Genomic DNA, 22009 nt, shown 5'->3' with positions numbered 1-22009 from the left:
AAACTTAACGTCGCTTCAGGTCGTTACCCTCACCCTGGAAGGGAGAGGGCCGGGGTGAGGGGGAAATCACCCCAATGTCCCGACAATCTTCAAATCACTGTCGTCCGGCACCTCGTTATAAGACAACACATGCAGCCCGGTGCTAAACAGGCGGCCATAGCGCGCCAGAATCGGGCGAAGCTGTGGGGTAACCAGCAGCAAAGGCGGCAGGCTTTTCGCCCTCATCTGCTCGTAAATCATCGGCATGGTATTTTGCAGCTGCGACAGAATATTGGGGTCAACCGGGAAGCTGTCCAGTGCCACTTTCCCGGCCTGTTGGGCCTGATTCAGGGCGTTCAGCAGCAGGTTTTCCAGCTCGTTATCCATGGTGTAGGCGGCAAGCTGACCGCGGTCGCCGTTGATGTTATGCAAAATAGCGCGCCGCAGGGCGTAACGCACATCGGCACACAGCAGCTGCGGATCTTTGGTCACCGCGGCGCTTTCCAGCAGCGTGGCGGCAATGGTGACAATGTCTTTCAGCGACACCTGTTCCAGCAGAAGCTGCCGGTACACTTTCAGCAACTGGCTGAAATTCAGCGCAGCATTTAAGTCTTCCGCAAGCTTGGGAGCCTGCAGCGCCAGGCGCGCATGGAGATGCGTGATATCGTCATAATTAAACAGATCGGGCAAATGCTGGCGCGCCACTTTGTTGACGTGCGTGGCCACCACGCTGGCGCAATCCACCACCTGATAGCCAAGATTTAACGCCCGCGCTTTTTGGTCGGGATCAATCCAGACGATAGCCATGCCGTAAGCCGGATCGGTATCCAGCACGCCGTCAATCTCGCCGTACAGTTCGCTGCCGGGGATCGCCATCAGTTTTTCCGAGTTCACTTCCCCCAGCGCCACTCGAATACCATTGATGTGGATGGCGTACTGGGCGGGTTTGAGGCGGAAGTTCTCACGGATGCGGATCTCTGGCAACAGCACGCCGCAGGTCTCAGAGATAACCTGTCGCGCCCCGCGAATACGCTGCGAAAGCGGGCTGCCTTTGGCGGTATCCACCAGCGAAACCAGCTTGTAGCCAAGGTTCAGACCAATCGGCTCGACCAGCGGAATGCTGTCCCAACTGACGGTAGGTTCCGTGTCGGGGCTGAGCGCCTCCTGAATCGCCAGAATGTCATCATCCTGCTGCTGCGCAGGCTGTACCACTTTGCTCTGCCGCCAGGCGGCAAACAGCAGCAGAGCGGTAAAGCTCAGGAAGGCGATATGCGGCATACCCGGCACGATGGCCAGAATAAACATCACGAACGCAGCGGTATAAAGTACGTTCGGGCGGGCGAGCAATTGCGTTTTAATTTCGTGGCTAACGTCGGCGTCGTCGCTTACTCGGGTCACGATAATAGCGGCCGCAGTCGCCAGCAGCAGGGATGGGATCTGCGCGACCAGGCCATCACCAATCGTCAGCAACACGTACTGCTGGAAGGCGTGGCTGGCATCAAGATCGTATTTAAAAATACCAATACAAATCCCGCCGATCACGTTGATGATAAGCACCATGATCCCGGCAATGGCGTCGCCGCGCACGAACTTTGAGGCCCCGTCCATCGCGCCGTAGAAATCGGCTTCGTTGGCAACGTCTTTACGCCGGGTTTTGGCCTGTTGCTGATTGATTAATCCGGCATTCAGGTCGGCATCGATCGCCATCTGTTTGCCGGGCAGGGCGGCAAGGGTAAAGCGGGCGGACACTTCAGAAATACGTTCTGCGCCTTTGGTGACCACCACGAAGTTAATTATGGGGGCGGTCACCGAAGAAGAGCGGAAAGAGATTGTCTCTTTGCTTAACAGCGACTCGCTGTTTGACGGCATGTCCGGGATGCCGATTACCCAGCTAAACGGCTCCGGAGGCAGCGTTACTGTTCTGGCCGGGAAGCCAAAGCCGGATGATGCCAGCCAGGCTATTCAGCAGGATGTTGCTGCGCTACAGGCATTGACCAATGCGGCAAGCCAGGGGGAAAGTCTGGAAGACGTGAACCGCCGCTCAGAGCAGGAAATTGAAGATTTGGCCCGGGTGATCATGAAGATCACTTCAGCCTATGAGGCGCAGTCTAATCTGCAAATCGAGATCGTGCCGCAGGGGCTGCGTATTCTGGTGCAGGATGATCAAAAACGAGAAATGTTCCAGCGCAGCAGCGCCATTCTGACTCCCTTTTTTAACCGCCTACTGACGGAGTTTGCTACGGCGCTGAACGCCATTGACAACAAAATTATTATTACCGGACACACCGATGCGACGCGTTTTCGTGACCAGGAGCTTTACAACAACTGGAACCTTTCCGGCGAGCGTGCCATGCAGGCGCGCAAAGCGCTGGCGAAGGGCGGGCTGGATACCGGAAAAGTGCTGCAGGTTAGCGGGATGGCTGACCAGATGTTGCTCGATCCTGACCATCCGCTCAGTTCGGCCAACCGCCGTATTGAAATCATGGTGTTGACCCATTCCGCTAGCGCTTCGCTGTATCAATTCTTTGGTCAGCATGGCGAAAAAGTGCTTAAGCCGCTGGCCGAGCGCGTGGCGCAGCAGCCCTCCGCGGCACGCTAAGTTTTCAGGTATTTGTGTTGCTTAAGTCTATTTCCACCTCAATTGTCTCCACTTTTTCGCCTGCGTCCGAACTCTCCCGGCGTAGGGCGGGATTTTTTTTTCTGCTGCTATTCGTCCTGTTTTCGTCCCAGGCCTGGGCTTCACCCGCGAAAAAGTCTAAAGCAAGCGTGAAGCGCACACAGATCGCGCAGCCGCAGAGTAAAGAAGCCCGTGAACGGATGAAAAATCGTGCAAGGCTGCTTACCCGTGCCAAAAATCGCCTTGCAGTTGTCCCGCCTACGCCCGAACAGAAAAAGCGTCAGGCTGCTGAAAAACTGGTCGCTCGTGCCCTGAACCGTGAGCAGCTCGCCATGCACACTCGCTGGCGTCCTGGGCTGATGGGGGGCTCAGAAGGTCTGTGGCCGTTGGCGACCGAAGCGCTTATGGCTGAGATGGTAAGCCCGCGTGTGGAAGCCACTCTCCACAAAGTGATAGCGCGGCTCAAGCAACAGTTGGGCAAACCCTATGTCTGGGGTGGACAGACGCCCGAGCAGGGCTTCGACTGCAGCGGGCTAATCTATTACACCTATAACAAGCTGCTTAGCCAAAAGCTGCCGCGTACCGCCAACGGTATGTTTCAGGATCGGCGATTAAAGCGAATAAGTCAGCGCCAGCTTCAGCGTGGCGATCTGGTGTTTTTCAGTATCAAAAGCCAGGATCGCGCCGATCACGTCGGGGTTTATTTGGGAGAAGGGCAGTTTATCGAGGCGCCCAGAACCGGGCTGAATATCCGCATCAGCCAACTGGCAGACAATTACTGGCAGGATCATTACCTGGGGGCGAAGCGTATTTTGACCGAGGAGGCGGTTCTGTGAGGTCAGACCCCTCACCCGGCCCTCTCCCAGAGGGAGAGGGGGAAAATAACAGGGCGGGACAGGACGCAATCTTTCCCCTCTCCCTTTTAGGGAGAGAGTTAGGGTGAGGGTAAGAAGCCGTCCCTCCCGAAAGAGAGACCGCAGCCGCGAATTGAATTAGCGATGAAATTCACCGGCAGATTCAGGCTGGTAATGCAAAGCGAGCACTTCAAGGTGAGTCTGACTGCCGTTTGGCAACGTCCAGTTGATACTATCGCCAACCCGCAGGCCGAGCAGCGCGGCACCGACTGGAGCCATAACAGAAAGCTGGTTATCGCTGTCGGTCAGGTTCGCCGGGTAAACCAGCGTGCGTACGTGGACTTCCTGAGTGCTTAAATCGCGAAACTCTACGCGGCTGTTCATGGACACCACATCCGACGGCATCTTCTCCGGGCTGCACATCTCCGCGCGATCCAGTTCGGCGTTGAGCGCCTCTGCCACCGGGGCTTTGGCGTACTGCGGCTGTTCCAGCAGGCGGTCAAGGCGTTCGGCGTCTAGTTCGTTAATGATGATGGCAGGTCTGGACATAGTTCTCTCCGTGTAAAAAAGCAGGGCACTCATGTGCTGAAATCGTACAAAGAAAAACCCCCACCGAAACCGGCGAGGGTTGTTCACGTAGGACCGATGATACTGAGCTTAGCCCGGAGTTGAAAGCGAGATCAGTCACATTTTGACTTCCCCCGATTCCCTTACAGAATCACGCTCCCCAGCGCCGCCAGCAGGAAGGCGATGGTGCCGATCAGCGTTTCCATCACGGTCCAGGTTTTCAGCGTCGTTTTCTCATCCATTTCCAGGAAACGCCCCACCAGCCAGAAACCGGAGTCATTCACGTGAGACAGGACGGTAGCGCCCCCGGCAATCGCGATAACGATAAAGCACAGGTCAAACTGGCTCAGGCCCGTGGTGGCTTCGACCATCGGTGAGACCAGCGCGGCGGTAGTAGTCAGGGCAACGGTGGCTGACCCTTGAGCAACGCGAAGCGCAGTCGAGATAACAAAGGCGGCAACGATAACCGGCATGCCGGTGTCTGAGAGGACGCCAGCCAACGCGTCACCAATGCCGCTTGCGCGTAGCACGCCGCCGAACATACCGCCCGCTCCGGTCACCAGGATAATGCCGCAAATCGGGCCGAGTGCGCCGTCACATACCTTTTCAAGATGCTGGCGGCTATGTTTGCCGCTGAAGACCATCAGGGCAAAAAAGACGGTAATCAGTAGCGCAATAGGCGTTTTGCCCAGCATGCGCAAGAAGTTCACCAGCGTATTGTCGGCGCTGACCCAGCCGAGCACAGTGGCGGTGTTGAGGCCGGTATCGAGGAAGATCAGCACCAGCGGCATCAGTAAAATTGTCATGACCATGCCGAATGACGGCGGCTGGTGATTCTGATCCACTTCGACTTTACCGAGGAAAGAACTCGGCAGAGGAATATCGAATTTCTTCCCGGCATACAGCCCGAAGAGATAGGCCCCGAGATACCAGGTCGGGATGGCGATAATCAGCCCTACCACAACCAGCAGGCCGATGTTCGCCCCCAGCAGTTCGCTGGCGGCCACCGGGCCTGGATGCGGCGGCAGAAGCGCGTGCATCACCGCAAAAGCACCGGCCGCCGGGAGCGCATATTTCAGCGTTGAGCCGCCGAATTGCTTGGCGACGCTGAAGATGATCGGCAGCATCACCACCAGACCCGCGTCAAAGAAGATCGGGAAGCCAAAAAGCAGTGACGCGACGCCAAGGGCAAAAGGTGCCCGGTGAGCGCCAAAGGTCCCAACCAGGGTGTCCGCCAGCACCTTTGCGCCGCCGGAAATTTCCAACAGGCGGCCAATCATGGCGCCGAGCCCAACTAATAAAGCGACGCCTGCCAGGGTGCTGCCAAAGCCACCCAGGATCGTGGGTACAATTTTGTCGAACGGCACGCCTGTGACGAGTGCCACAATGACGCTGACCAGGGTCAGCGCCAGGAAGGCATGTACGCGAAAGCGCATGATCAATACGAGCAGGAGCACGACGGAACAGGCGGCAATACCCAGCAGGCTTCCTGCGCCTAAACTTGTTGTTATTTCGGTCATTTTATTTCCCCAGTGGCAAATTCTCAGATGAATGCACCAAAAGCGTGTTATTGGGTGATGCTGATACCGGTAACATGATATCGGTAACATCCGGTTGCCTGTAAATGAACTCTGTAATGTTTGTTAACATTCTGGGACGAAGTTCAAACAATCAAAATAATCAGTGCGAAAGGTGAGCGGGGGAATTGTTTGGCTGGGAAAAGTCTGACACGCGCCTGACTTACACCATCAGGGAGCGAAATACTGCGGGGGCCACCGTGTAGCACGGGGCCCGGCTGCTTTTAACGAGCAGGGTGTTCCGCTATCGGCAACAAGAGCTCTTTGAGAATTTCATAGCGCTGCTGCGGCGAGAGCCAGATAAACCCCAGCAGTTTTTGCTGGCTGCCTTCACGCTCGAACTGCGCCCTCAGCTGCAGTAAGTACCGTTTTGTTCTGTTCATGGTCACCTCCAGGTTCGTTACCTGAAGGCTATAACCAAAAAACCGGAACAAATAGTGATGCGATTAATTTTTGACTTCAGTATTTATTCTGTCAGTAGCCAACTGCGTCCAGGCGGAAGCTCTTCCCGCAGTTGCCGGGGTGTTTTTGCGGGGCAAAGGAGGCAGTTTGCAGTGGTTGGTTAATCTTGTCTGCCAGCAGGGAAATCTGCATTTCCGTGAGGTAGGCGGGATTACCGTCACAGGTTAGCTTGATAGCATTCACCGCATCGCTGCCCCAGGTTTGCTTCACGGCTTGGTTAAACGCCTTACGCGTCACCACCTGGCCGTAGTGCTGAGCCAGGAACTGGCCAAAAGCGCTGTGTTTCACTTCTCCATTCAGGCGCACCATCGTGCCGAAGTAATCGTCGGGGTTAAAGCCAAAGCAAACGCCATGCTTGGCGTATTCGTAGCGCTCCAGGCAGGATTGCCCCCCGGCGCCGGGCATCACGCCGGCCAGCTTTGAGGCCATTTCAACGGAAAGCCCGGTATCCGGCGCGGCGCATTTGTTTGAAGCCCTGGCTTCGGCCATATTCGGCACCGGGCGAGTGGCGCAGCCGTAGCGCATCCAGCGTTTTTCATCGACGCCGCGTGACGCGACAGATTTTGGCAGACCGGGCCAGAGGCCGTGAACGGTCAGGAAGGCACTTTTATCCGCCTGTTCCTGCTGGGCTTTACACTCCGCAGGTTCGTTGCGATTGTGGTCGTGCATGCTCTGACAGAAGCCGGTTTGCCAGGAGAGCGCCAGTACGTAGCGATCAAAATCCCCGTACTGGCTGGGCTGCAGGGCGTCGGCAAACGCAAGTGGACTAAGTAAAAGCGGCGTGCAAAGCAGTAAATGTCGCGGTGTGAAATTCATCATTATTCTCTTATCTGTCCTGGAGGCGGGCTTATTATAGGCATAAAAAAAGCGCCTGATGCAGGCGCTTGAAACAATGATTGCTGCGGGTTAGTGAACGATCGCTGCTGCAGGAACCAGAATCTCCGTGGCGATAATCACCACAATAAGACCGACGGCGACCGGCACAGAGGTACGCTTCACCACTTCGAAAGGTGAGATTTTTGCCATCCCGGCAACGGCCACTACCACGCCGGAAACTGGAGAAATGGTGCGGCCCAAGTTGGAAGCCTGCAGCATCGGAATGGTCAGGTATGCCGGGTTAATCCCGGAAGAGTGAGCCAGTTTCGGGATCATTTCGACGAAGGCATAGAACGGTGCGTTACCGGAGCCGGTGGTCATGGCCGCCAGCATGGTCAGCACCACCAGCACCAGCATCAGAATAATGCTTGCGGAACCAAACGAGGTGGCAATAGAGATCAGGCTTTGAATAAAGCCGATGGTGCTTAAGCCCTGGGCAAAAACGCCGGCGGCAACCAGCAGCATCACCACGTTGGCAAAGGCGTCCGCCATGCCGCGATAGCAAACTTCCATCCCGGAGAAGACGTGCTGCGTATTGAAGCTGCGGAAAAACTCAATCAGCGCGGCAATCAGAATACATATCACCAGGATAGTAATGATATGCAGCTGCGGGCCCCATTTGCCGTCGAAAATGAGTACCCCGACAATCGGCGTAAACGGCAGGATGGCGTAGAAAGCGGGCGCGGAAGTCTGAATTTCACTCACGTCCAGCATTTCGTGGTTGATGTGCTCTTTCTTGTCGAGATAGCGCTGCCAGAAGAAATGCGCGATGGCCATGCTGATGATGGCAGCGATGGAGATAGGAATGGTCGTTTTAAAGGCAAAGTCGACCAGCGACATTTCAGAAGCCTGAGCGGCCAGCACCACGTCTCCGGACGTTGGAGCCAGAATAATCGCCGCCGGAGAAGCGCAAATGGCTGCGGCAGCTCCGCGGCTGATACCGACATTGACCATGACCGGGAACAGCGTAGCCATTAACAACACCCCAAGCCCGGTTGCGGAAGAGACCGCCAGCGACATCAGGCAGGCGACGAAGTAGGCGGCAATCATCAGTAAGTAAGGCGAGTTGATGAATTTCAGCGGCTTAGAGGCCAGTTTGACCACCACATCGTTGGCGCCGATATGGGTCATGTAGGCGGCAAACCCGCAGAGCATCATGATCATCATGCCAAGATCGCCGCCGCGGCTCATCAGCAGGATTTTGACGTATTCAAAGATGTCCGTGGCGGTGTAGCCGGTGCTTTCCACGCTGGCGGGCAACACTTTATGCCCCATCAACGCGCTGACGATAAGTAACAATAACCCGCCGACGAACAGCACGCCGGTGGCGGAATAGCCTTTGATGATGTAGCGGGCAACGCCCACAATCACCACGACCCCGATAATAAGTTCCAGAATGGTAAGCATGATATCCCCTGATACGCTAAGGCGCTCTTCGGCGTCCTTACGCTTGCGGCTGTAAGTGGTTTTCTCTCAGAAATTAAAATAGTGATTTTTTACAGGCGACTGTAAAGGGCTAAGAATTTGCCTCAGAACCCGTTTGGAGTTTCTGATAAGCATCAACTTTCGTTGCAACGGATCAACTTTAGGCAAAGCTTTTGTTGGCTGCATTACATTTATCGACGTGGCCGATAAAAAATAAGGCATAAAAATTGTGCGAGTTTTGGCGGTATAACCGGCGATCGGTTATGTAAAAACAATGATTGTTTTGCCTGATTGTTAACGAATGGCTTTTTCGTAAAGCAGTTAAAAAAAACTTTAAAACGCGACAGGCTGCCGCCTATACTGCCGATCTCTTTTATGTCGGGGTTTTTATGCTGCACACCTCCCTCTGGTCGACAAGCCGCTGGCGCTTTATCAGGAAGCATCTTTTGATGCTGCTGTTGGCGTTGGGCTGGTTTTTTGTCAACAGTCAGGTGGCGATAGCATCCTACGATTGCCCGGTTGATATGACCGCTGGCCCCATGGCAGCCCCGCATGCCGACACCATGCAGATGCCTGACAAGGCGATGCAGGCGAAACTCAGTAACCCGCTGTGTGAAAAACACTGCGTGCCTGACGTAATGCAAAAAGACAACGGGCATAGCTCGCTGGTGGCGTTACCGGTTGCAGATACCCTTGCGCTGGTTGAGCCTCAGTGTTCAACGGTCGTTGAATCCGCCCCTTATGTTACCCCTCCCGCAACAGGACCTCCGGCAACCATTCGTTTTTGCCGCTTTAGAGAATAACTCCAGCACCGTCAATGTTTTGGGGCTTTGCCCATTCCCTTTTTGACTGTGTTTTGGAGATAAATCATGTTTAACGCTATTCGTTCTGCTGCGGCCGGTGCGCTGCTTGTTGTTGCCGCTTTCCCTGCTTTTTCCGCTGAAACTTCCCACGATATGTCCTCTATGAAGGGGATGTCTGACATGCCTGGCATGACGATGTCTTCTGATGCGAGTTCGGCGATCAAGGTCTACAAAACCGAAGGCGTGGTGAAGACCATCACCGCCGATAGCGTGTCTATTGCCCATCATCCCGTCGCCGAGCTTGGCTGGCCAGCCATGACGATGACGTTCACTTTGCCGAAAGACGGTTCGCTGCCGGCGTTTAAGGTGGGGGAGAAGATTGCCTTCTCTTTCACCCAGCATGCGGCCGGGTATCAGCTGGCTTCCGCAACCCCGCTTAACTAACCGAGGTTGCTATGAAACAACACACCCTGAGCCTCTGGCTTGGTGGAGTGCTGTTGGCTACGTCTGTCTCCGCCGCTCAGGCGGCGGAGCTCAGCCTGCAACAGACTCTGCTGGCCGCCGAGCACTATTCTGCGGCGCTGTCCGCCAACCGTAATCAGAGCGATGCGCTGAACGCCATGGCTGACTCTGCCCGGCAATTGCCCGATCCAAAGCTGAAGTTTGGTATCGAAAACGTGCCGGTGGGGGGAAGTAATAACCATCGCTTTAGCCGTGACGGCATGACCATGCAGCGTATCGGCATCATGCAGGACTACGTCAGCGAAGATAAACGCGACCGTAAAGCGGACACTATTCTGGCGCAGTCGGCCAGTAGCCAGGCCAAAGCGGAGGTGATTCGCGCCAACCTTCAGCGCGATACCGCGCAGGCGTGGCTGGATCTTGCTTTATCTGAGCGAGTGCTGACGGCTGCCCGTAAGCTGGTGAGCGAAACCGAGCGGCAGATTGGCGTCCAGAAAGCCACCGTGGCCAGCGGCAGCTCTCCCGCTTCCGGCGTGGTAGATATTCGTATGACGCTGCTCTCCATGCAGGACAAAGTCACGCTTGCCGAGCGGGATGTCACCCTGGCGCAGACCCGGCTTCTGCAGCTGACCGGGCAGACGGTCGATAGCGTGGTGGGGACATTGCCCCGCTACCAGCGGTTACCGGCCGATCCGGCAGTGCTTGAAGAAGGCGTGATGCAGCATCCGGAGGTGATTGAAGCCGCCCGTGAAGCCGACGTTGCTCGTGCGAAATCAGCCCAGTCCGCCGTAGCCGCTAAACCTGATGTTGGGATTGAGGTGTATTACGGACGCCGCGCTGAAGGTTATGACGATATGGCGGGCGTGATGTTCACCGTCGATCTGCCTCTGTTTAAGCCTCAGCGGCAGGATAAAGATTACTCCGCCGACGTTTCCCGTGCGATGGAAGCGAACGATCAACTGGCACTGGCTCGTCGGGAGCGTGTTGCGCTGGTTCACTCGCTGGTGGCTAATTACCAGGCTGCGCAAAGCGTCTGGCAGCGGCAGCAGGATCAGGCTTTACCGCTTCAGCGCCAACGCCTGTCTCTGCTGGCGTCGCAGTACCGCGCCGGACAATCCTCTCTGACTGAGCTGCTGGCCGCTCGCCGGGATCTTCTGGACACCGAGCTGACCGCCAGCAGTGCGGAAAAAGCCGTGGCCACCAACTGGGCGGCGATCCGCTACCTTACGCCTCAGGACGTTAACCAATGAAAAAATCACTCACTTTTTCCCTGTTAGCAGGGGCGGTTGTTGCCGCGCTGGCCGCGGGATATTACGCCGGGAAGCAGCCAACCTTTCACCAACATGCCGAAGCTCAGCCCCAGCAGGAAAGCGGCCGCAAAGTGCTTTATTGGTACGATCCTATGGTGCCCGGTCAGCGGTTCGACAAGCCGGGGAAATCGCCGTTTATGGATATGGCGCTGGTCCCGCGCTATGCCGATGAAGTGGCCAACGATGGCGGCGTGACGGTCAGCAACCGCCAGCAGCAAAACCTGGGCATTAAGACTGCCGCCGTTGAGCGCAAGGCTCTGAGCGTGCCATTCGCCGCTTTTGCCACCGTAACGCTGGACGAACGCAGCGTACAAATCATCCCGGCCAGCGCTAACGGTATTGTGGAAACGCTGTATGTCAAAGCCCCTCAGCAGTACGTGAAAGCCGGGGAACCGTTGGCGCAGCTGTGGTTCCCGGAATGGACCGCCGCACAGCAGGAGTTTCTGGCGGTGCGCAAGCTTGGAGACAGCGCTTTAACCGCGGCGGCCAGAGAGCGGCTTCAGCTGCAGTTTATGCCCACGGAAGTGATTCGCCAGGTTGAGCGTAGCGGCAAGCCGCAAACCCGCGTTACCGTTCGCGCAAAGCTTGCCGGGTATGTAAATAAACTGGAGGCGCGGGAAGGGCAGCAGGTGACCGCGAATGCCCCGCTGTTCGAAGTGGCAAGCCTTGATTCCGTCTGGATTGTGGTGGATTACCCGCAGTCTCAGGCTCAGGCATTGCAGCCGGGAAGCGAGATTGTGGCGACCGCCGACAGCTGGCCTGGAGAGGTATTCCACGGGCGAGTAAGCGAACTGCTGCCGAACCTCGAAACCACCACCCGCACGCTGAAGGCGCGCATTGTGCTGGATAATCCGCAAATGAAGCTCAAGCCCGGCATGTACCTCAGTGTGCATCTGGCAAATCAGCAGCCCCGCGCCGCGGTTCTGGCCGTGCCGGAGGAGTCGCTGATTGAAACCGGAAGCCAAAGCCGCGTGCTGGTTGCCGAAGACGGCGGCCATTTCCGCCCGGTGAACGTGGTGCCGGGCATCAGCGACAAGGGCTGGGTGGAGATTCGTTCCGGGCTGAATGAGGGCGAGAAAGTGGTCACTTCCGGCCAGTTCCTTATCGACTCAGAGGCGAGCCTGCGCAGCGCGTTGCCTGAAACAGACGCTCAGCCAAAAGCGTCGCCTGCAGCAAAAACCTACGACGGCGAAGGCGTGGTCAAAGCGGTGAGCGCGGACGCTATTACTATTGCCCATCATCCTATCCCCGCGCTGAACTGGGGCGCTATGGTGATGCCTTTCGCGCTGACATCGCCGACCAGCCTGAAACCGGGTGATGCAGTCATGTTCAGCTTTACAATGGATGATGAAAAAGGGGCCGTTATTACTCACCTGATGCCGATGGCGGGGGCGCACAAATGATTGCCGCCGTTATTCGCTGGTCGCTTAAAAATCGTCTGCTGGTGGTGCTGGCCGCCATTATTATGGCGGCGTGGGGGCTTTGGTCGCTGCAGAGAGCGCCGCTGGATGCGCTGCCGGATCTCTCCGACGTGCAGGTGATTGTGCGGGTCAGCTACCCGGGCAAAGCGCCACAAATCGTGGAGGATCAGGTCACCTATCCGCTGACCACCACCATGCTGTCCGTTCCGGGAGCCAAAACGGTACGTGGCTTCTCCATGTTTGGCGATTCTTATGTCTACATTCTGTTCGACGATGGGACAGATCCTTACTGGGCGCGCTCCAGGGTACTTGAATACCTGAGCCAGGTGCAGTCTCAGCTGCCGCCGGAGGCTAAAGCCTCGCTGGGGCCAGATGCTACCGGGGTTGGCTGGGTATACGAATATGCGTTGGTGGACAGAACCGGCAAGCACAGCCTGGCGGATCTGCGAGCTCTTCAGGACTGGACGCTGAAGTTTGAGTTGAAAACCGTGCCCAACGTCTCTGAGGTGGCAAGCGTCGGCGGCATGGTGCGTCAGTACCAGATTGTGCTCGATCCGGAGCGCATGAAGGCGCTGAATATTACCCATGAGCAGATTATTAACGCGGTGAAAAGCGCCAACCAGGAAGGCGGCGGTTCGGTGATCGAGATGGGCGAAGCCGAGTATATGGTGCGGACCTCTGGCTATCTCAAAAATCTGGATGACTTCAAGCAGGTTGTTATCACCAGCCGGGACGGCGTGCCGGTGCTGCTTTCCGATGTCGCTTCCGTGAGGCTTGGGCCTGAAATTCGTCGGGGCGTGGCGGAGTTTAACGGTGAAGGCGAAGTCGCGGGTGGCATTATCGTGATGCGCTACGGCAAAAACGCCCTTGAAACGATTAACGCGGTAAAAGCAAAGCTGGCTCAGTTGCAGAAGAGTTTGCCCGCCGGCGTTGAAATTGTGCCGGTGTACGACCGCTCGCACCTGATTGAAAGCGCGATTGAAACGCTCTCCCACAAGCTGCTGGAAGAGTTTATCGTGGTCGCCATTATTTGTTCGCTGTTCCTGTTCCACTTCCGCTCTGCGCTGGTGGCGATTATTACTTTGCCGCTGGGGATTTTAGGGGCGTTTATCGTCATGCATTACCAGGGCGTGAACGCCAATATCATGTCGCTGGGCGGGATAGCAATTGCCATTGGCGCGATGGTCGACGCGGCGATAGTGATGATTGAAAACATGCACAAAGTGCTTGAGCAGTGGCGGCACGATCATCCGGGAGAGCAGCCGCGCAGCGAAGATTACTGGCAAATTTCCCAGCAGGCGGCGGTAGAAGTGGGGCCGGCATTATTTTGCAGCCTGCTGATTATTACCCTGTCGTTTATCCCGGTGTTCTCTCTTGAAGCGCAGGAGGGAAGGATGTTTTCGCCGCTGGCCTTCACCAAGACTTATTCTATGGCGGTGGCCGCGGGGCTGGGAATTACGCTGGTGCCGGTGCTGATGGGCTGGTTTATTCGCGGCAAGATCCCCGATGAAAAGGCCAACCCGATTAACCGCTGGCTGATTGCGGCCTACGAGCCTGTACTGGAAAAGGTGCTCGACAGGCCGAAAACCACGCTTGCGGTAGCCGGTGTGTTGCTGGTCGCCACGCTTTGGCCGCTGAGCAAACTGGGCAGCGAATTTATGCCGCCGCTGGATGAGGGGGATTTACTGTATATGCCTTCCACGTTGCCAGGTATTTCGGCGCGTGAGGCAGGACGATTGCTGCAGCAGACCGATCGCCTGATCAAAACGGTGCCGGAAGTTGAAACCGTTTTTGGCAAAGCGGGACGCGCCGAAACGGCCACCGACCCTGCGCCGCTAACAATGATTGAAACCACCATTCGCTTTAAGCCACGCGACCAGTGGCGGCCGGGAATGACGATGGACAAGCTGGTGAATGAGCTGGACAGCGTGGTGAAGGTGCCGGGCATTGCCAACGTGTGGGTGCCGCCTATTCGTAACCGACTGGACATGCTGGCCACCGGGATTAAAAGTCCGGTAGGGATAAAGGTGAACGGCAATAATATTGCCGCCATTGAGTCGGTTGCCGAGCAGATTGAACATGTGGTCAAGCAGGTGCCGGGTGTGACGTCCGCGCTGGCTGAGCGCCTGGGCGGCGGGCGCTATGTGGACATTGACATCGACAGGCGTAAAGCGGCGCGCTATGGCGTTTCGGTTAAAGAACTGCAGTCGCTGGTTGCCACGGTTATCGGGGGGGAAAACATGGGTGAAACTATCGAAGGGCGTGAGCGTTTCCCAATAAATGTGCGCTACCCGCGTGAACTGCGCGATAACCTGCAGAAACTGCGTGATTTACCGGTTATTACCTCCAACGGCAGCCAGGTGGCGCTTTCTGAGCTGGCAAATATTGCGATTACAGAAGGGCCGCCGATGCTGAAAAGCGAAAATGCGCGTCTTTCAAACTGGATCTATGTCGATCTGCGTGGCCGTGATTTGAAGTCCGCCGTGGAGGATATGCAGCGTGCGGTGGCCGAGCAGGTGAAATTACCAGAAGGCGTTTCTCTTTCATGGTCAGGGCAGTTTGAATACCTGGAACGTGCGACGGCGAAATTAAAAGTTGTTCTGCCTTTTACCTTGTTAATCATATTTGTACTGTTATATGTCACCTTCTCGCGAGTGAAGGATGCGCTATTAATTATGGGGACTTTACCGTTCTCGCTAATTGGCGGCGTGTGGCTGCTTTACCTGTTGGGATATAACCTGTCGGTGGCCGGAGCCGTAGGCTTTATTGCCCTGGCGGGGGTTGCCGCTGAATTTGGCGTGATCATGGTACTTTATTTAAATCAGGCACTGACTAAGCATCAAAAAGCCGATGAGGTACAGGATGACGGTATGCTGCGGCGTGCCATTCACGAGGGGGCTGTCCTGCGCGTCAGGCCGAAGGTGATGACGGTGGCCACTATTATGGCGGGTTTACTGCCGATTATGTGGGGCAACGGGACCGGATCGGAAGTGATGCGACGTATTGCCGCCCCGATGATTGGGGGGATGGTGACGGCGCCATTGCTGTCGATGCTGGTTATCCCTGCGGTATATATGCTGATTAAAAAACGGAAATAAGTGTTGTTCGCCGGAGCGGATATAGTTATGCGCTCCGGCTTGCAATTTTATTCAACGTTGTCTGACATCTATTTGGGAATTCAGCGTATTGACAACAGGCAGTGGACAATTTTCTTTACAAGTCATGTGCTGATTTAGCTTTCATTGAGATATAATTCAGTAAGGTACCTGTCGAATTTTAATATGGTAATAAAGACGTGACTTACGCAAATAAACTGTTCTCAATTTTGATTTTTGTTTGCACGCTTGGGTTGAGCGCTTCTGCCGCTGCGGAAGGCGGCTTTTTCAGCAATGCATGGGAAACTTTCTCGGGCCAGGTGTCTAAAACCTGGAGTGAGCCAGAACACTACGATCTTTACGTGCCGGCGATTACCTGGCACGCCCGCTTTGCCTATGACAAAGAAAAAACGGATCGCTACAACGAGCGGCCGTGGGGCGCGGGTTTTGGCCAGTCCCGTTGGGATGAGAATGGTAACTGGAACGGCATCTATTTGATGGCGTTCAAGGACTCCTTCAATAAGTGGGAGCCAATCGGCGGCTATGGTTGGGAGAAAACCTGGCGCCCGCTGAGCGATGATAATTTCCATTTAGGGTTGGGGTACACCGTCGGGGTTACTGCTCGCGACAACTGGAAATACATCCCAATCCCGGTAGTGCTGCCGCTGGCGTCTATTGGCTACGGCCCGGCAACCTTCCAGATGACCTACATTCCAGGCACCTATAACAACGGTAACGTCTACTTCGCGTGGATGCGTTTCCAGTTCTGATTTTGTCGGCCTGAAGCCGGTGAAAACTGAGGGTTTTTATACCCCTTAAAAAACAAGGTGTAATGCGCAAGCTAGTAAAAAGTTAGCGACTTTTATCACTTTTTAGCAATTCTGGACTGGACAAAAGCCACCACAATTGTTGTACTGATGCCCGACACAGCATTTGTGTCGTTTTTTCATGTAAAGGTAATTTTGATGTCTAAGATTAAAGGTAACGTTAAGTGGTTTAATGAATCCAAAGGCTTCGGCTTCATTACTCCGGAAGATGGCAGCAAAGACGTGTTCGTACACTTCTCTGCAATCCAGAGCAATGGTTTCAAAACCCTGGCTGAAGGCCAGCGCGTTGAGTTTGAAATCACTAACGGTGCCAAAGGCCCTTCTGCTGCAAACGTAATGCCTATCTAAGTCATTACCAGTAGAATATAAAAACCCGCCAAGGCGGGTTTTTTTTTCCTGTGATTTTAGGCAAACAGATAAGTTTTCAAAAACAGCCCAACGATAACGACGCTTATCAGCACGCTCGCCCAGCCGGTTATTTGCTCTTTCATTGCCCGCTCCCCCAAAGATATGGCTGGGATAGTGGCAGAGAAAAATTAAGCTAACATTAACGCTTCAGGGCTTATTGGGTCACGAAGAGAGAAACCAGCCAAAATGCGAGCGCGGTCATGATAAACGAGCCGGCCAGGTTGAGCAGGGCGTTCATGCTGGCCCACATCAATCGCCCATCCTGCAGCAGCAAAATCACTTCCGCAGAAAACGTCGAAAACGTGGTCAGGCCGCCGCAGAAACCGGTGGTTATCAGCAGCTTCCACATCGGATCGACGTTGCTGAAGCGGCTGAACAGCGCCAGCCCAAGGCCGATGATAAACGCCCCGGTCAGGTTAGCGATTAGCGTCCCGATGGGGATCCCCATATGCAGGGGATTGAACTTCATACTAAGAAACCAGCGTGCTACGCTGCCCATCCCGCCGCCGATAAAGACGGCGAATAGCATCTGAATCACGGTTAATCCTTATTAAACATCAACAATGGGAAAAGTGTAGCGTTCAGGTCGGGAGATTTATACCCAATGTGCTGTAATTAATCCTTTGAACGGCGAGGCGAATATGAAGGTGGCGGTCGGGCAGTTTGTGGTGGGGCCAGTCTGGCAGGAAAATGCGACGACCTGCGTCAGTCTTATGGCGCAAGCGGCGGCCAAAGAGGCCGATTTGTTAGTCTTACCCGAAGCGGTGCTAGCCCGGAGTGATACTGACCCGGATATGTCAGTCAAGTCCGCGCAGAAGCTGGATGACGGCTATGTACAACAGCTGCGGGCTGAAAGCCGGAAGAACGAGATGACAACGGTGCTAACGCTGCATGTCCCTACCCGTGATGGACGGGCGGCAAACACTTTGCTGGCCATTCGTGGCGGTGAGATTGTGGCGAACTACCAGAAGGTTCATCTGTATGACGCTTTCAGCGTGCAGGAATCTAAGCAGGTGGATGCCGGAGCAAGCCTGGCCCCCTTGATTAAGGTTGCCGGCATGAACGTCGGGCTGATGACCTGCTACGATCTTCGTTTTCCTGATATGGCATTGAGCCTGGCGCTTAGCGGAGCAGAAGTGCTGGTTTTGCCTGCAGCGTGGCTAAAAGGCCCGCATAAAGAGGCTCACTGGGCGACACTGCTCGCCGCTCGCGCGCTGGATTCAACCTGCTACATGGTTGCTTCCGGGGAGTGCGGCAATAAAAATATCGGCCAGAGCCGAATCATTGACCCGCTGGGCGTGACCGTTGCGGCTGCAGCCGAGGTGCCTGCGCTGATTTTTGCCGAGATGACAGCAGAGCGAGTGCTGGACGTAAGGCAAATGCTGCCGGTGCTGCGTAACCGGCGGTTTGCGCCACCGCAAATGTTATGATGTTTTTTTAATCAAATCTTGATTCACCTTGTTACAGATTGCTATTGTGTCGCGCGGACAAATGTCCGTTAATGCAATCAGGTCTTTTATTCGCCGTTGCCACGGCACGCATCACAAAAGAAGGTAGGTATGGGAGAGATTAGTATTACTAAGCTGCTGGTTGTCGGCGCGCTGATCGTATTGCTGTTTGGTACCAAGAAGCTGCGCACGCTGGGCGGCGATCTCGGTTCTGCCATCAAAGGCTTTAAGAAAGCGATGGCTGAAGACGACAATGGCAAAAAGCCCGATACCGAAGCTGAAGCCGCTGCAGAGCAACGCATCGTTCATAAAGACTGAACGACGACGGCAAAATAAAAAAACCGGCTCAGAATGGCCGGTTTTTTTATGAATGTCAGTTTATAAGTAACAAGATGTAACCAGTCTTACTTCACTTCCATCCCTTTTGCCTGCAGGTCCGCATGGTAAGAGGAGCGAACAAACGGGCCACAGGCGGCGTGAGTGAAGCCCATTGCCAGCGCTTCGGCTTTCATCTCTTCAAACTCATCCGGGCTAACGTAACGCTGTACCGGCAAGTGGTGACGACTTGGCTGGAGATACTGGCCCAGCGTCAGCATGGTTACGCCGTGACGACGCAGGTCGCGCATCACTTCGATGATCTCTTCGTTCGTTTCACCCAGGCCCACCATCAGGCCGGACTTGGTTGGAATATTCGGATGAGCTTCTTTAAAGCGCTCAAGCAGCTTCAGAGACCAGTTGTAGTCAGCACCTGGGCGAACGTTGCGGTAGACGCGCGGTACGTTTTCCAGGTTGTGGTTGAACACGTCCGGCGGCGTTGCGGTCAGAATATCCAGCGCACGGTCCATACGCCCACGGAAGTCAGGCACCAGCGTCTCGATTTTGATGGTCGGGTTCTTTTCGCGAATAGCGCGGATGCAGTCAGCAAAGTGCTGGGCACCGCCGTCGCGAAGATCGTCCCGGTCAACGGAGGTAATTACGACGTAACGCAGACCCATATCGGCGATGGTCTGTGCCAGTTTTTCGGGCTCGTTAGCATCTGGCGCAACAGGGCGACCGTGTGCGACGTCGCAGAATGGGCAGCGGCGGGTACAAATGGCGCCCAGAATCATGAAGGTCGCGGTGCCGTGGTTAAAACATTCAGCGAGGTTAGGGCAGGAAGCTTCTTCGCAAACGGAGTGCAGACCATTTTTGCGCATCGCCGCTTTAATGCCCTGGATACGGGTTGAGTCAGACGGGAGTTTGATTTTCATCCATTCTGGTTTTCTCAACAGCTCCTGGCGCTCTGTCGCCACGTTTTTAACCGGGATCAGAGCCATTTTATCGGCGTCGCGGTATTTAACGCCGCGTTCCATCACAATGGGTTTGCTCATAGGGTGCGTGTTCCAGTTGCGGATAATGAAGTCAGGCTAATTCAAGCTAAGTTAGGATCTATCAACTATTTTTGAATTAATGGCCGGAAGTATATCATCACGGCCAGGGAGAATCAGTATACCCCAACGTGAAATGGAGAAAGAATTGTAAATGGGTTGTTGTTTTGTGCTAAATACGAGGTTAACGGGCATGGTGTTCACCTCTGAAACGTCCGGCAAGAGGTGAAAACCACTGAGGATCAAGCGAACTCGGTGTGAATGGCTTTGATTATCTCCTGCAGAACCGTGTCCCGGATGCTTAGCTTGTTAAAATGCATGCTGGTTTCCATTGTTTTATCAGCAAACAGATCGCAGTCAACGGCTCGCAGGTTCCAGGTCTCTTTGAACATTTCGTACAGCCGCCAGGGCATGAAGCCCAGCAAATCGCTGCTGCCAAGTAATGAAGACAGGGTGACATAGTTGTAGCTGCTAAACGCTATCTGCCTGTTGGGCAGCCGCTCGCTGATCTCCTGGCGTAGGTCGCGCAGCAAATCATCCTGCATGATCAGGAAGGTGTGCTCCATGTTTTGCAGATCTTCGCGAGTGAGCCGCTGTTCAAGACAGGGATGACCTTCCCGGCAGACCACGGCGATACTTTCCTGATACAGCGGCACGCTGGTGATGGTGCGTGCATAGTGGCGACTGGTGTCAATAATCAAATCGGTTTGAAACTGGCTGAGCTGGGACTCACCATCGTTAATGGGCACATTGCGAATAAGCAGATTTGGATTGACCTTGCGGATCGCCGAATAGACTTTGGGGATAACTAAAGCCCCAATAGACGGCTGGGTGGCAATGGTGATGGTGCGCTGCTGGTCATTGCTGTTGTTGAAATCCAACGCGCCGAGAATGGATTCCAGGCCCTGGCTGATATATTCGTGCAGGTGTGCCGCATACGCCGTCGGCGTGACGCCCTGGCCTTTGCGAATGAATAAAGGATCGGGAAAAATATAGCGCAACTTTTGGATAGACTGGCTGATAGCCGAGGGCGTGAGATTTAGCACTCTGGCTGCATTGACGATGCCTTTATGAATGTAGACAGCTTCAAAAATGGTCAGCAAGTTTAAATCTATGTTGCGTAATGTCTTGAATACGGGATAGTTGTTTTCACCATCGCGATCCACGATTTTTTTCTCAGACAGTGGGTTTTGCCCCATGTCAGGTCTCCGCTAAAAAATAAAGAATATTATATTTATAGATACAAATAGACCGTTTGGGGGAATTAGCATAGTTATTTTGCCAACCCAAGCACGAATGAGAAAAATTAAGCCTCAGAAGCTATTCCCAGCTGTCATATTATTTAAATAATGACGTTTCTGAATTATCCAATTAGTGATTATAACCGATGGGCGAAAAAGTGATAAAAAGACAATATCAGGCCTGCGGGAGGCAGGCCTGACGTTTACTCCACTTCGCGGTATTCGTATGGCGGATGGTTTAGCAGGGAGATAAAGTTTTCTACCAGCCGGGGCTGGATATCCGCTACGGTGATGCCTTCTGCAAAATGGCTGACCTGGGTCATCTCCAGCCCGGCGTAGCCGCAGGGGTTAATCCGCAAAAAAGGGGATAAATCCATGTTGATGTTTAACGCCAGACCGTGGAAGGAACATCCCCTCCGAATACGAAGCCCCAGAGAGCAAATTTTGCGTCCGTCGACATACACGCCCGGCGCGTCGGCGCGGGGGTAAGCCTCAATATCATATTCTGCCAGCGTGTTCACCACGGTCTGTTCCAGCATGGTGACCAGTTCCCGTACGCCCAACTTGCGTCGTTTTAAGTTCAGCAGGAAATACATAACCTGCTGGCCAGGGCCGTGAAAGGTCACCTGGCCGCCGCGATCGCTTTGCACAACGGGAATATCGCCCGGCATCAGGACGTGCTCGGCTTTACCGGCCTGGCCCTGGGTGAAAACCTGAGGATGCTCAACCAGCCAGATCTCGTCGGCCGTCGTCTCATCACGGGTGTCGGTAAAGTCATGCATTGCCTGCGAGACAGGTTCATAAGGCTGCAGGCCAAGGGTGCGGATCAGGATAGTGTCTTGAGACAAAACAACGTCTCCGGGAGAAAAGGGTGGCGGGAAGTATATCACAGCTAAAACCCGGCCTGAGCCGGGTTATCAGATTACAGCACCATACGAACGATTTCGATGTTGCCTAATTCTTCATACAGGGTTTCAACCTGCTCAATGTGGGTGGCATTGATGGTAATAGAAACTGAGTGGTAGTTCCCTTTGCTGCTTGGTTTAACCTGCGGCGTGTAGTCACCAGGGGCGTGGCGCTGCACCACCTCAACGACCAGATCAACCAGCTCCGGTTTCGCCAGGCCCATTACTTTGTAAGTAAAAGAGGTGGGGAATTCGAGCAGTTCGTTCAGTTTGGTTTTCATGGTAGCTCCAGCGTTACGGCAATAAAAATAATAACTCCCGCCGGCGGGCGGGAGTTGCTTTGATGCTAAGTATATGGGGTCAGG

21 protein-coding genes and 1 pseudogene are annotated in these 22009 nt (G+C 54.7%); 11 read left to right on the top strand and 11 right to left on the bottom strand.

Annotated elements, in window-relative coordinates; translation table 11 throughout:
• Window positions 1-66 precede the first annotated feature (66 nt).
• Window positions 67-1776, bottom strand: a pseudogene (locus tag ACREYP_RS16735) (flagellar biosynthesis protein FlhA); the annotation flags it as partial.
• Between ACREYP_RS16735 and ACREYP_RS16730 the strand changes: the two are divergent.
• Both ACREYP_RS16730 and ACREYP_RS16725 read left to right on the top strand, forming a co-directional pair.
• The gene (locus tag ACREYP_RS16730) at window positions 1775-2578 is read left to right on the top strand and encodes an OmpA family protein (RefSeq protein WP_008456000.1); all 804 of its coding nucleotides are present in this window, start codon (window positions 1775-1777) and stop codon (window positions 2576-2578) included. The pseudogene ACREYP_RS16735 and the gene ACREYP_RS16730 overlap by 2 nt on opposite strands.
• Window positions 2579-2595: 17 nt before the next feature.
• Window positions 2596-3432, top strand: a complete 837-nt coding sequence (locus ACREYP_RS16725) for a C40 family peptidase (RefSeq protein ID WP_498880992.1) — start codon at window positions 2596-2598, stop codon at window positions 3430-3432.
• Between the two features lie 156 nt (window positions 3433-3588).
• On the opposite strand, the gene rnk is transcribed toward ACREYP_RS16725, so the two are convergent.
• The 5 genes from rnk to dcuC all read right to left on the bottom strand — a co-directional run bounded on the left by rnk (window position 3589) and on the right by dcuC (window position 8339).
• Complete coding sequence (gene rnk, locus ACREYP_RS16720; RefSeq protein ID WP_008456004.1) at window positions 3589-3999, bottom strand: nucleoside diphosphate kinase regulator; 411 nt, start codon at window positions 3997-3999, stop codon at window positions 3589-3591.
• Between the two features lie 161 nt (window positions 4000-4160).
• Window positions 4161-5537: a GntP family permease gene (locus ACREYP_RS16715; RefSeq protein ID WP_008456007.1), complete on the bottom strand. Its 1377-nt coding sequence runs from the start codon at window positions 5535-5537 to the stop codon at window positions 4161-4163.
• A 281-nt stretch (window positions 5538-5818) separates the two neighbouring features.
• Window positions 5819-5977, bottom strand: coding sequence for a hypothetical protein (locus tag ACREYP_RS16710; protein ID WP_157141387.1), 159 nt, complete (start codon window positions 5975-5977; stop codon window positions 5819-5821).
• A 91-nt stretch (window positions 5978-6068) separates the two neighbouring features.
• Window positions 6069-6875, bottom strand: coding sequence for a ribonuclease I (gene rna, locus ACREYP_RS16705; RefSeq protein ID WP_336818591.1), 807 nt, complete (start codon window positions 6873-6875; stop codon window positions 6069-6071).
• Between the two features lie 87 nt (window positions 6876-6962).
• Window positions 6963-8339: an anaerobic C4-dicarboxylate transporter DcuC gene (dcuC, locus tag ACREYP_RS16700; protein ID WP_336818592.1), complete on the bottom strand. Its 1377-nt coding sequence runs from the start codon at window positions 8337-8339 to the stop codon at window positions 6963-6965.
• Window positions 8340-8806: 467 nt separating this feature from the next.
• On the opposite strand from dcuC, the gene ACREYP_RS16695 reads away from it, so the two are divergent.
• From ACREYP_RS16695 to cspE, 7 genes are all read left to right on the top strand, one after another.
• Window positions 8807-9160 (top strand): hypothetical protein, encoded by a 354-nt coding sequence (locus tag ACREYP_RS16695; RefSeq protein WP_336818632.1) that lies wholly within the window; start codon window positions 8807-8809, stop codon window positions 9158-9160.
• A gap of 66 nt (window positions 9161-9226) precedes the next feature.
• Entirely contained in the window at window positions 9227-9604 is a 378-nt protein-coding gene (locus ACREYP_RS16690) for a copper-binding protein (protein ID WP_008456014.1), read from the top strand.
• An 11-nt stretch (window positions 9605-9615) separates the two neighbouring features.
• Entirely contained in the window at window positions 9616-10872 is a 1257-nt protein-coding gene (locus ACREYP_RS16685) for a TolC family protein (RefSeq protein WP_008456017.1), read from the top strand.
• Complete coding sequence (locus ACREYP_RS16680) at window positions 10869-12335, top strand: efflux RND transporter periplasmic adaptor subunit (RefSeq protein WP_336818594.1); 1467 nt, start codon at window positions 10869-10871, stop codon at window positions 12333-12335. Before ACREYP_RS16685 ends, ACREYP_RS16680 begins: the two co-directional genes overlap by 4 nt.
• Window positions 12332-15451, top strand: a complete 3120-nt coding sequence (locus ACREYP_RS16675) for an efflux RND transporter permease subunit (RefSeq protein ID WP_008456020.1) — start codon at window positions 12332-12334, stop codon at window positions 15449-15451. The genes ACREYP_RS16680 and ACREYP_RS16675 overlap by 4 nt, the downstream gene beginning before the upstream one ends.
• A 197-nt stretch (window positions 15452-15648) precedes the next feature.
• Window positions 15649-16218 (top strand): lipid IV(A) palmitoyltransferase PagP, encoded by a 570-nt coding sequence (pagP, locus tag ACREYP_RS16670; protein ID WP_008456022.1) that lies wholly within the window; start codon window positions 15649-15651, stop codon window positions 16216-16218.
• Window positions 16219-16413: 195 nt separating this feature from the next.
• Window positions 16414-16623 (top strand): transcription antiterminator/RNA stability regulator CspE, encoded by a 210-nt coding sequence (cspE, locus tag ACREYP_RS16665; RefSeq protein ID WP_004100146.1) that lies wholly within the window; start codon window positions 16414-16416, stop codon window positions 16621-16623.
• Window positions 16624-16837: 214 nt separating this feature from the next.
• On the opposite strand, the gene crcB is transcribed toward cspE, so the two are convergent.
• On the bottom strand, window positions 16838-17221 hold the full coding sequence (gene crcB / locus ACREYP_RS16660) for a fluoride efflux transporter CrcB (protein ID WP_336818595.1): 384 nt from the start codon (window positions 17219-17221) through the stop codon (window positions 16838-16840).
• A 103-nt stretch (window positions 17222-17324) separates the two neighbouring features.
• Between crcB and ACREYP_RS16655 the strand changes: the two genes are divergently transcribed.
• Both ACREYP_RS16655 and tatE read left to right on the top strand, forming a co-directional pair.
• Window positions 17325-18113, top strand: a complete 789-nt coding sequence (locus tag ACREYP_RS16655) for a deaminated glutathione amidase (RefSeq protein ID WP_336818596.1) — start codon at window positions 17325-17327, stop codon at window positions 18111-18113.
• Between the two features lie 129 nt (window positions 18114-18242).
• Entirely contained in the window at window positions 18243-18449 is a 207-nt protein-coding gene (tatE, locus tag ACREYP_RS16650; RefSeq protein ID WP_008456034.1) for a twin-arginine translocase subunit TatE, read from the top strand.
• A gap of 86 nt (window positions 18450-18535) precedes the next feature.
• On the opposite strand, the gene lipA is transcribed toward tatE, so the two are convergent.
• From lipA to ybeD, 4 genes are all read right to left on the bottom strand, one after another.
• Window positions 18536-19501, bottom strand: a complete 966-nt coding sequence (gene lipA / locus ACREYP_RS16645; RefSeq protein ID WP_008456035.1) for a lipoyl synthase — start codon at window positions 19499-19501, stop codon at window positions 18536-18538.
• Window positions 19502-19740: 239 nt separating this feature from the next.
• Window positions 19741-20697, bottom strand: a complete 957-nt coding sequence (locus tag ACREYP_RS16640; RefSeq protein WP_008456036.1) for a YbeF family transcriptional regulator — start codon at window positions 20695-20697, stop codon at window positions 19741-19743.
• A 245-nt stretch (window positions 20698-20942) separates the two neighbouring features.
• Window positions 20943-21587, bottom strand: a complete 645-nt coding sequence (lipB, locus tag ACREYP_RS16635; RefSeq protein WP_008456039.1) for a lipoyl(octanoyl) transferase LipB — start codon at window positions 21585-21587, stop codon at window positions 20943-20945.
• Window positions 21588-21661: 74 nt separating this feature from the next.
• Entirely contained in the window at window positions 21662-21925 is a 264-nt protein-coding gene (gene ybeD, locus ACREYP_RS16630) for a DUF493 family protein YbeD (protein WP_008456041.1), read from the bottom strand.
• Window positions 21926-22009: the final 84 nt, after the last annotated feature.

The sequence above is a fragment of the Enterobacter sp. TMH.L2 genome (assembly GCF_050847315.1).
Taxonomy (GTDB): Bacteria; Pseudomonadota; Gammaproteobacteria; order Enterobacterales; family Enterobacteriaceae; genus Cedecea.
The sequence above is the reverse complement of the archived record's forward strand: the minus strand, read 5'-3'. Positions and strand labels throughout refer to the sequence as shown.

Excerpts from the sequence above, each read along its gene's own strand:
- ACREYP_RS16730 (WP_008456000.1), top strand. The coding sequence starts at position 1,775 with ATGGGGGCGGTCACCGAAGAAGAGCGGAAAGAGATTGTCTCTTTGCTT.
- rnk (WP_008456004.1), bottom strand. The coding sequence starts at position 3,999 with ATGTCCAGACCTGCCATCATCATTAACGAACTAGACGCCGAACGCCTT.
- ACREYP_RS16715 (WP_008456007.1), bottom strand. The coding sequence starts at position 5,537 with ATGACCGAAATAACAACAAGTTTAGGCGCAGGAAGCCTGCTGGGTATT.
- ACREYP_RS16710 (WP_157141387.1), bottom strand. The coding sequence starts at position 5,977 with ATGAACAGAACAAAACGGTACTTACTGCAGCTGAGGGCGCAGTTCGAG.
- rna (WP_336818591.1), bottom strand. The coding sequence starts at position 6,875 with ATGATGAATTTCACACCGCGACATTTACTGCTTTGCACGCCGCTTTTA.
- dcuC (WP_336818592.1), bottom strand. The coding sequence starts at position 8,339 with ATGCTTACCATTCTGGAACTTATTATCGGGGTCGTGGTGATTGTGGGC.
- ACREYP_RS16695 (WP_336818632.1), top strand. The coding sequence starts at position 8,807 with ATGCTGCTGTTGGCGTTGGGCTGGTTTTTTGTCAACAGTCAGGTGGCG.
- ACREYP_RS16690 (WP_008456014.1), top strand. The coding sequence starts at position 9,227 with ATGTTTAACGCTATTCGTTCTGCTGCGGCCGGTGCGCTGCTTGTTGTT.
- ACREYP_RS16685 (WP_008456017.1), top strand. The coding sequence starts at position 9,616 with ATGAAACAACACACCCTGAGCCTCTGGCTTGGTGGAGTGCTGTTGGCT.
- ACREYP_RS16680 (WP_336818594.1), top strand. The coding sequence starts at position 10,869 with ATGAAAAAATCACTCACTTTTTCCCTGTTAGCAGGGGCGGTTGTTGCC.
- ACREYP_RS16675 (WP_008456020.1), top strand. The coding sequence starts at position 12,332 with ATGATTGCCGCCGTTATTCGCTGGTCGCTTAAAAATCGTCTGCTGGTG.
- cspE (WP_004100146.1), top strand. The coding sequence starts at position 16,414 with ATGTCTAAGATTAAAGGTAACGTTAAGTGGTTTAATGAATCCAAAGGC.
- ACREYP_RS16655 (WP_336818596.1), top strand. The coding sequence starts at position 17,325 with ATGAAGGTGGCGGTCGGGCAGTTTGTGGTGGGGCCAGTCTGGCAGGAA.
- tatE (WP_008456034.1), top strand. The coding sequence starts at position 18,243 with ATGGGAGAGATTAGTATTACTAAGCTGCTGGTTGTCGGCGCGCTGATC.
- lipA (WP_008456035.1), bottom strand. The coding sequence starts at position 19,501 with ATGAGCAAACCCATTGTGATGGAACGCGGCGTTAAATACCGCGACGCC.
- ACREYP_RS16640 (WP_008456036.1), bottom strand. The coding sequence starts at position 20,697 with ATGGGGCAAAACCCACTGTCTGAGAAAAAAATCGTGGATCGCGATGGT.
- ybeD (WP_008456041.1), bottom strand. The coding sequence starts at position 21,925 with ATGAAAACCAAACTGAACGAACTGCTCGAATTCCCCACCTCTTTTACT.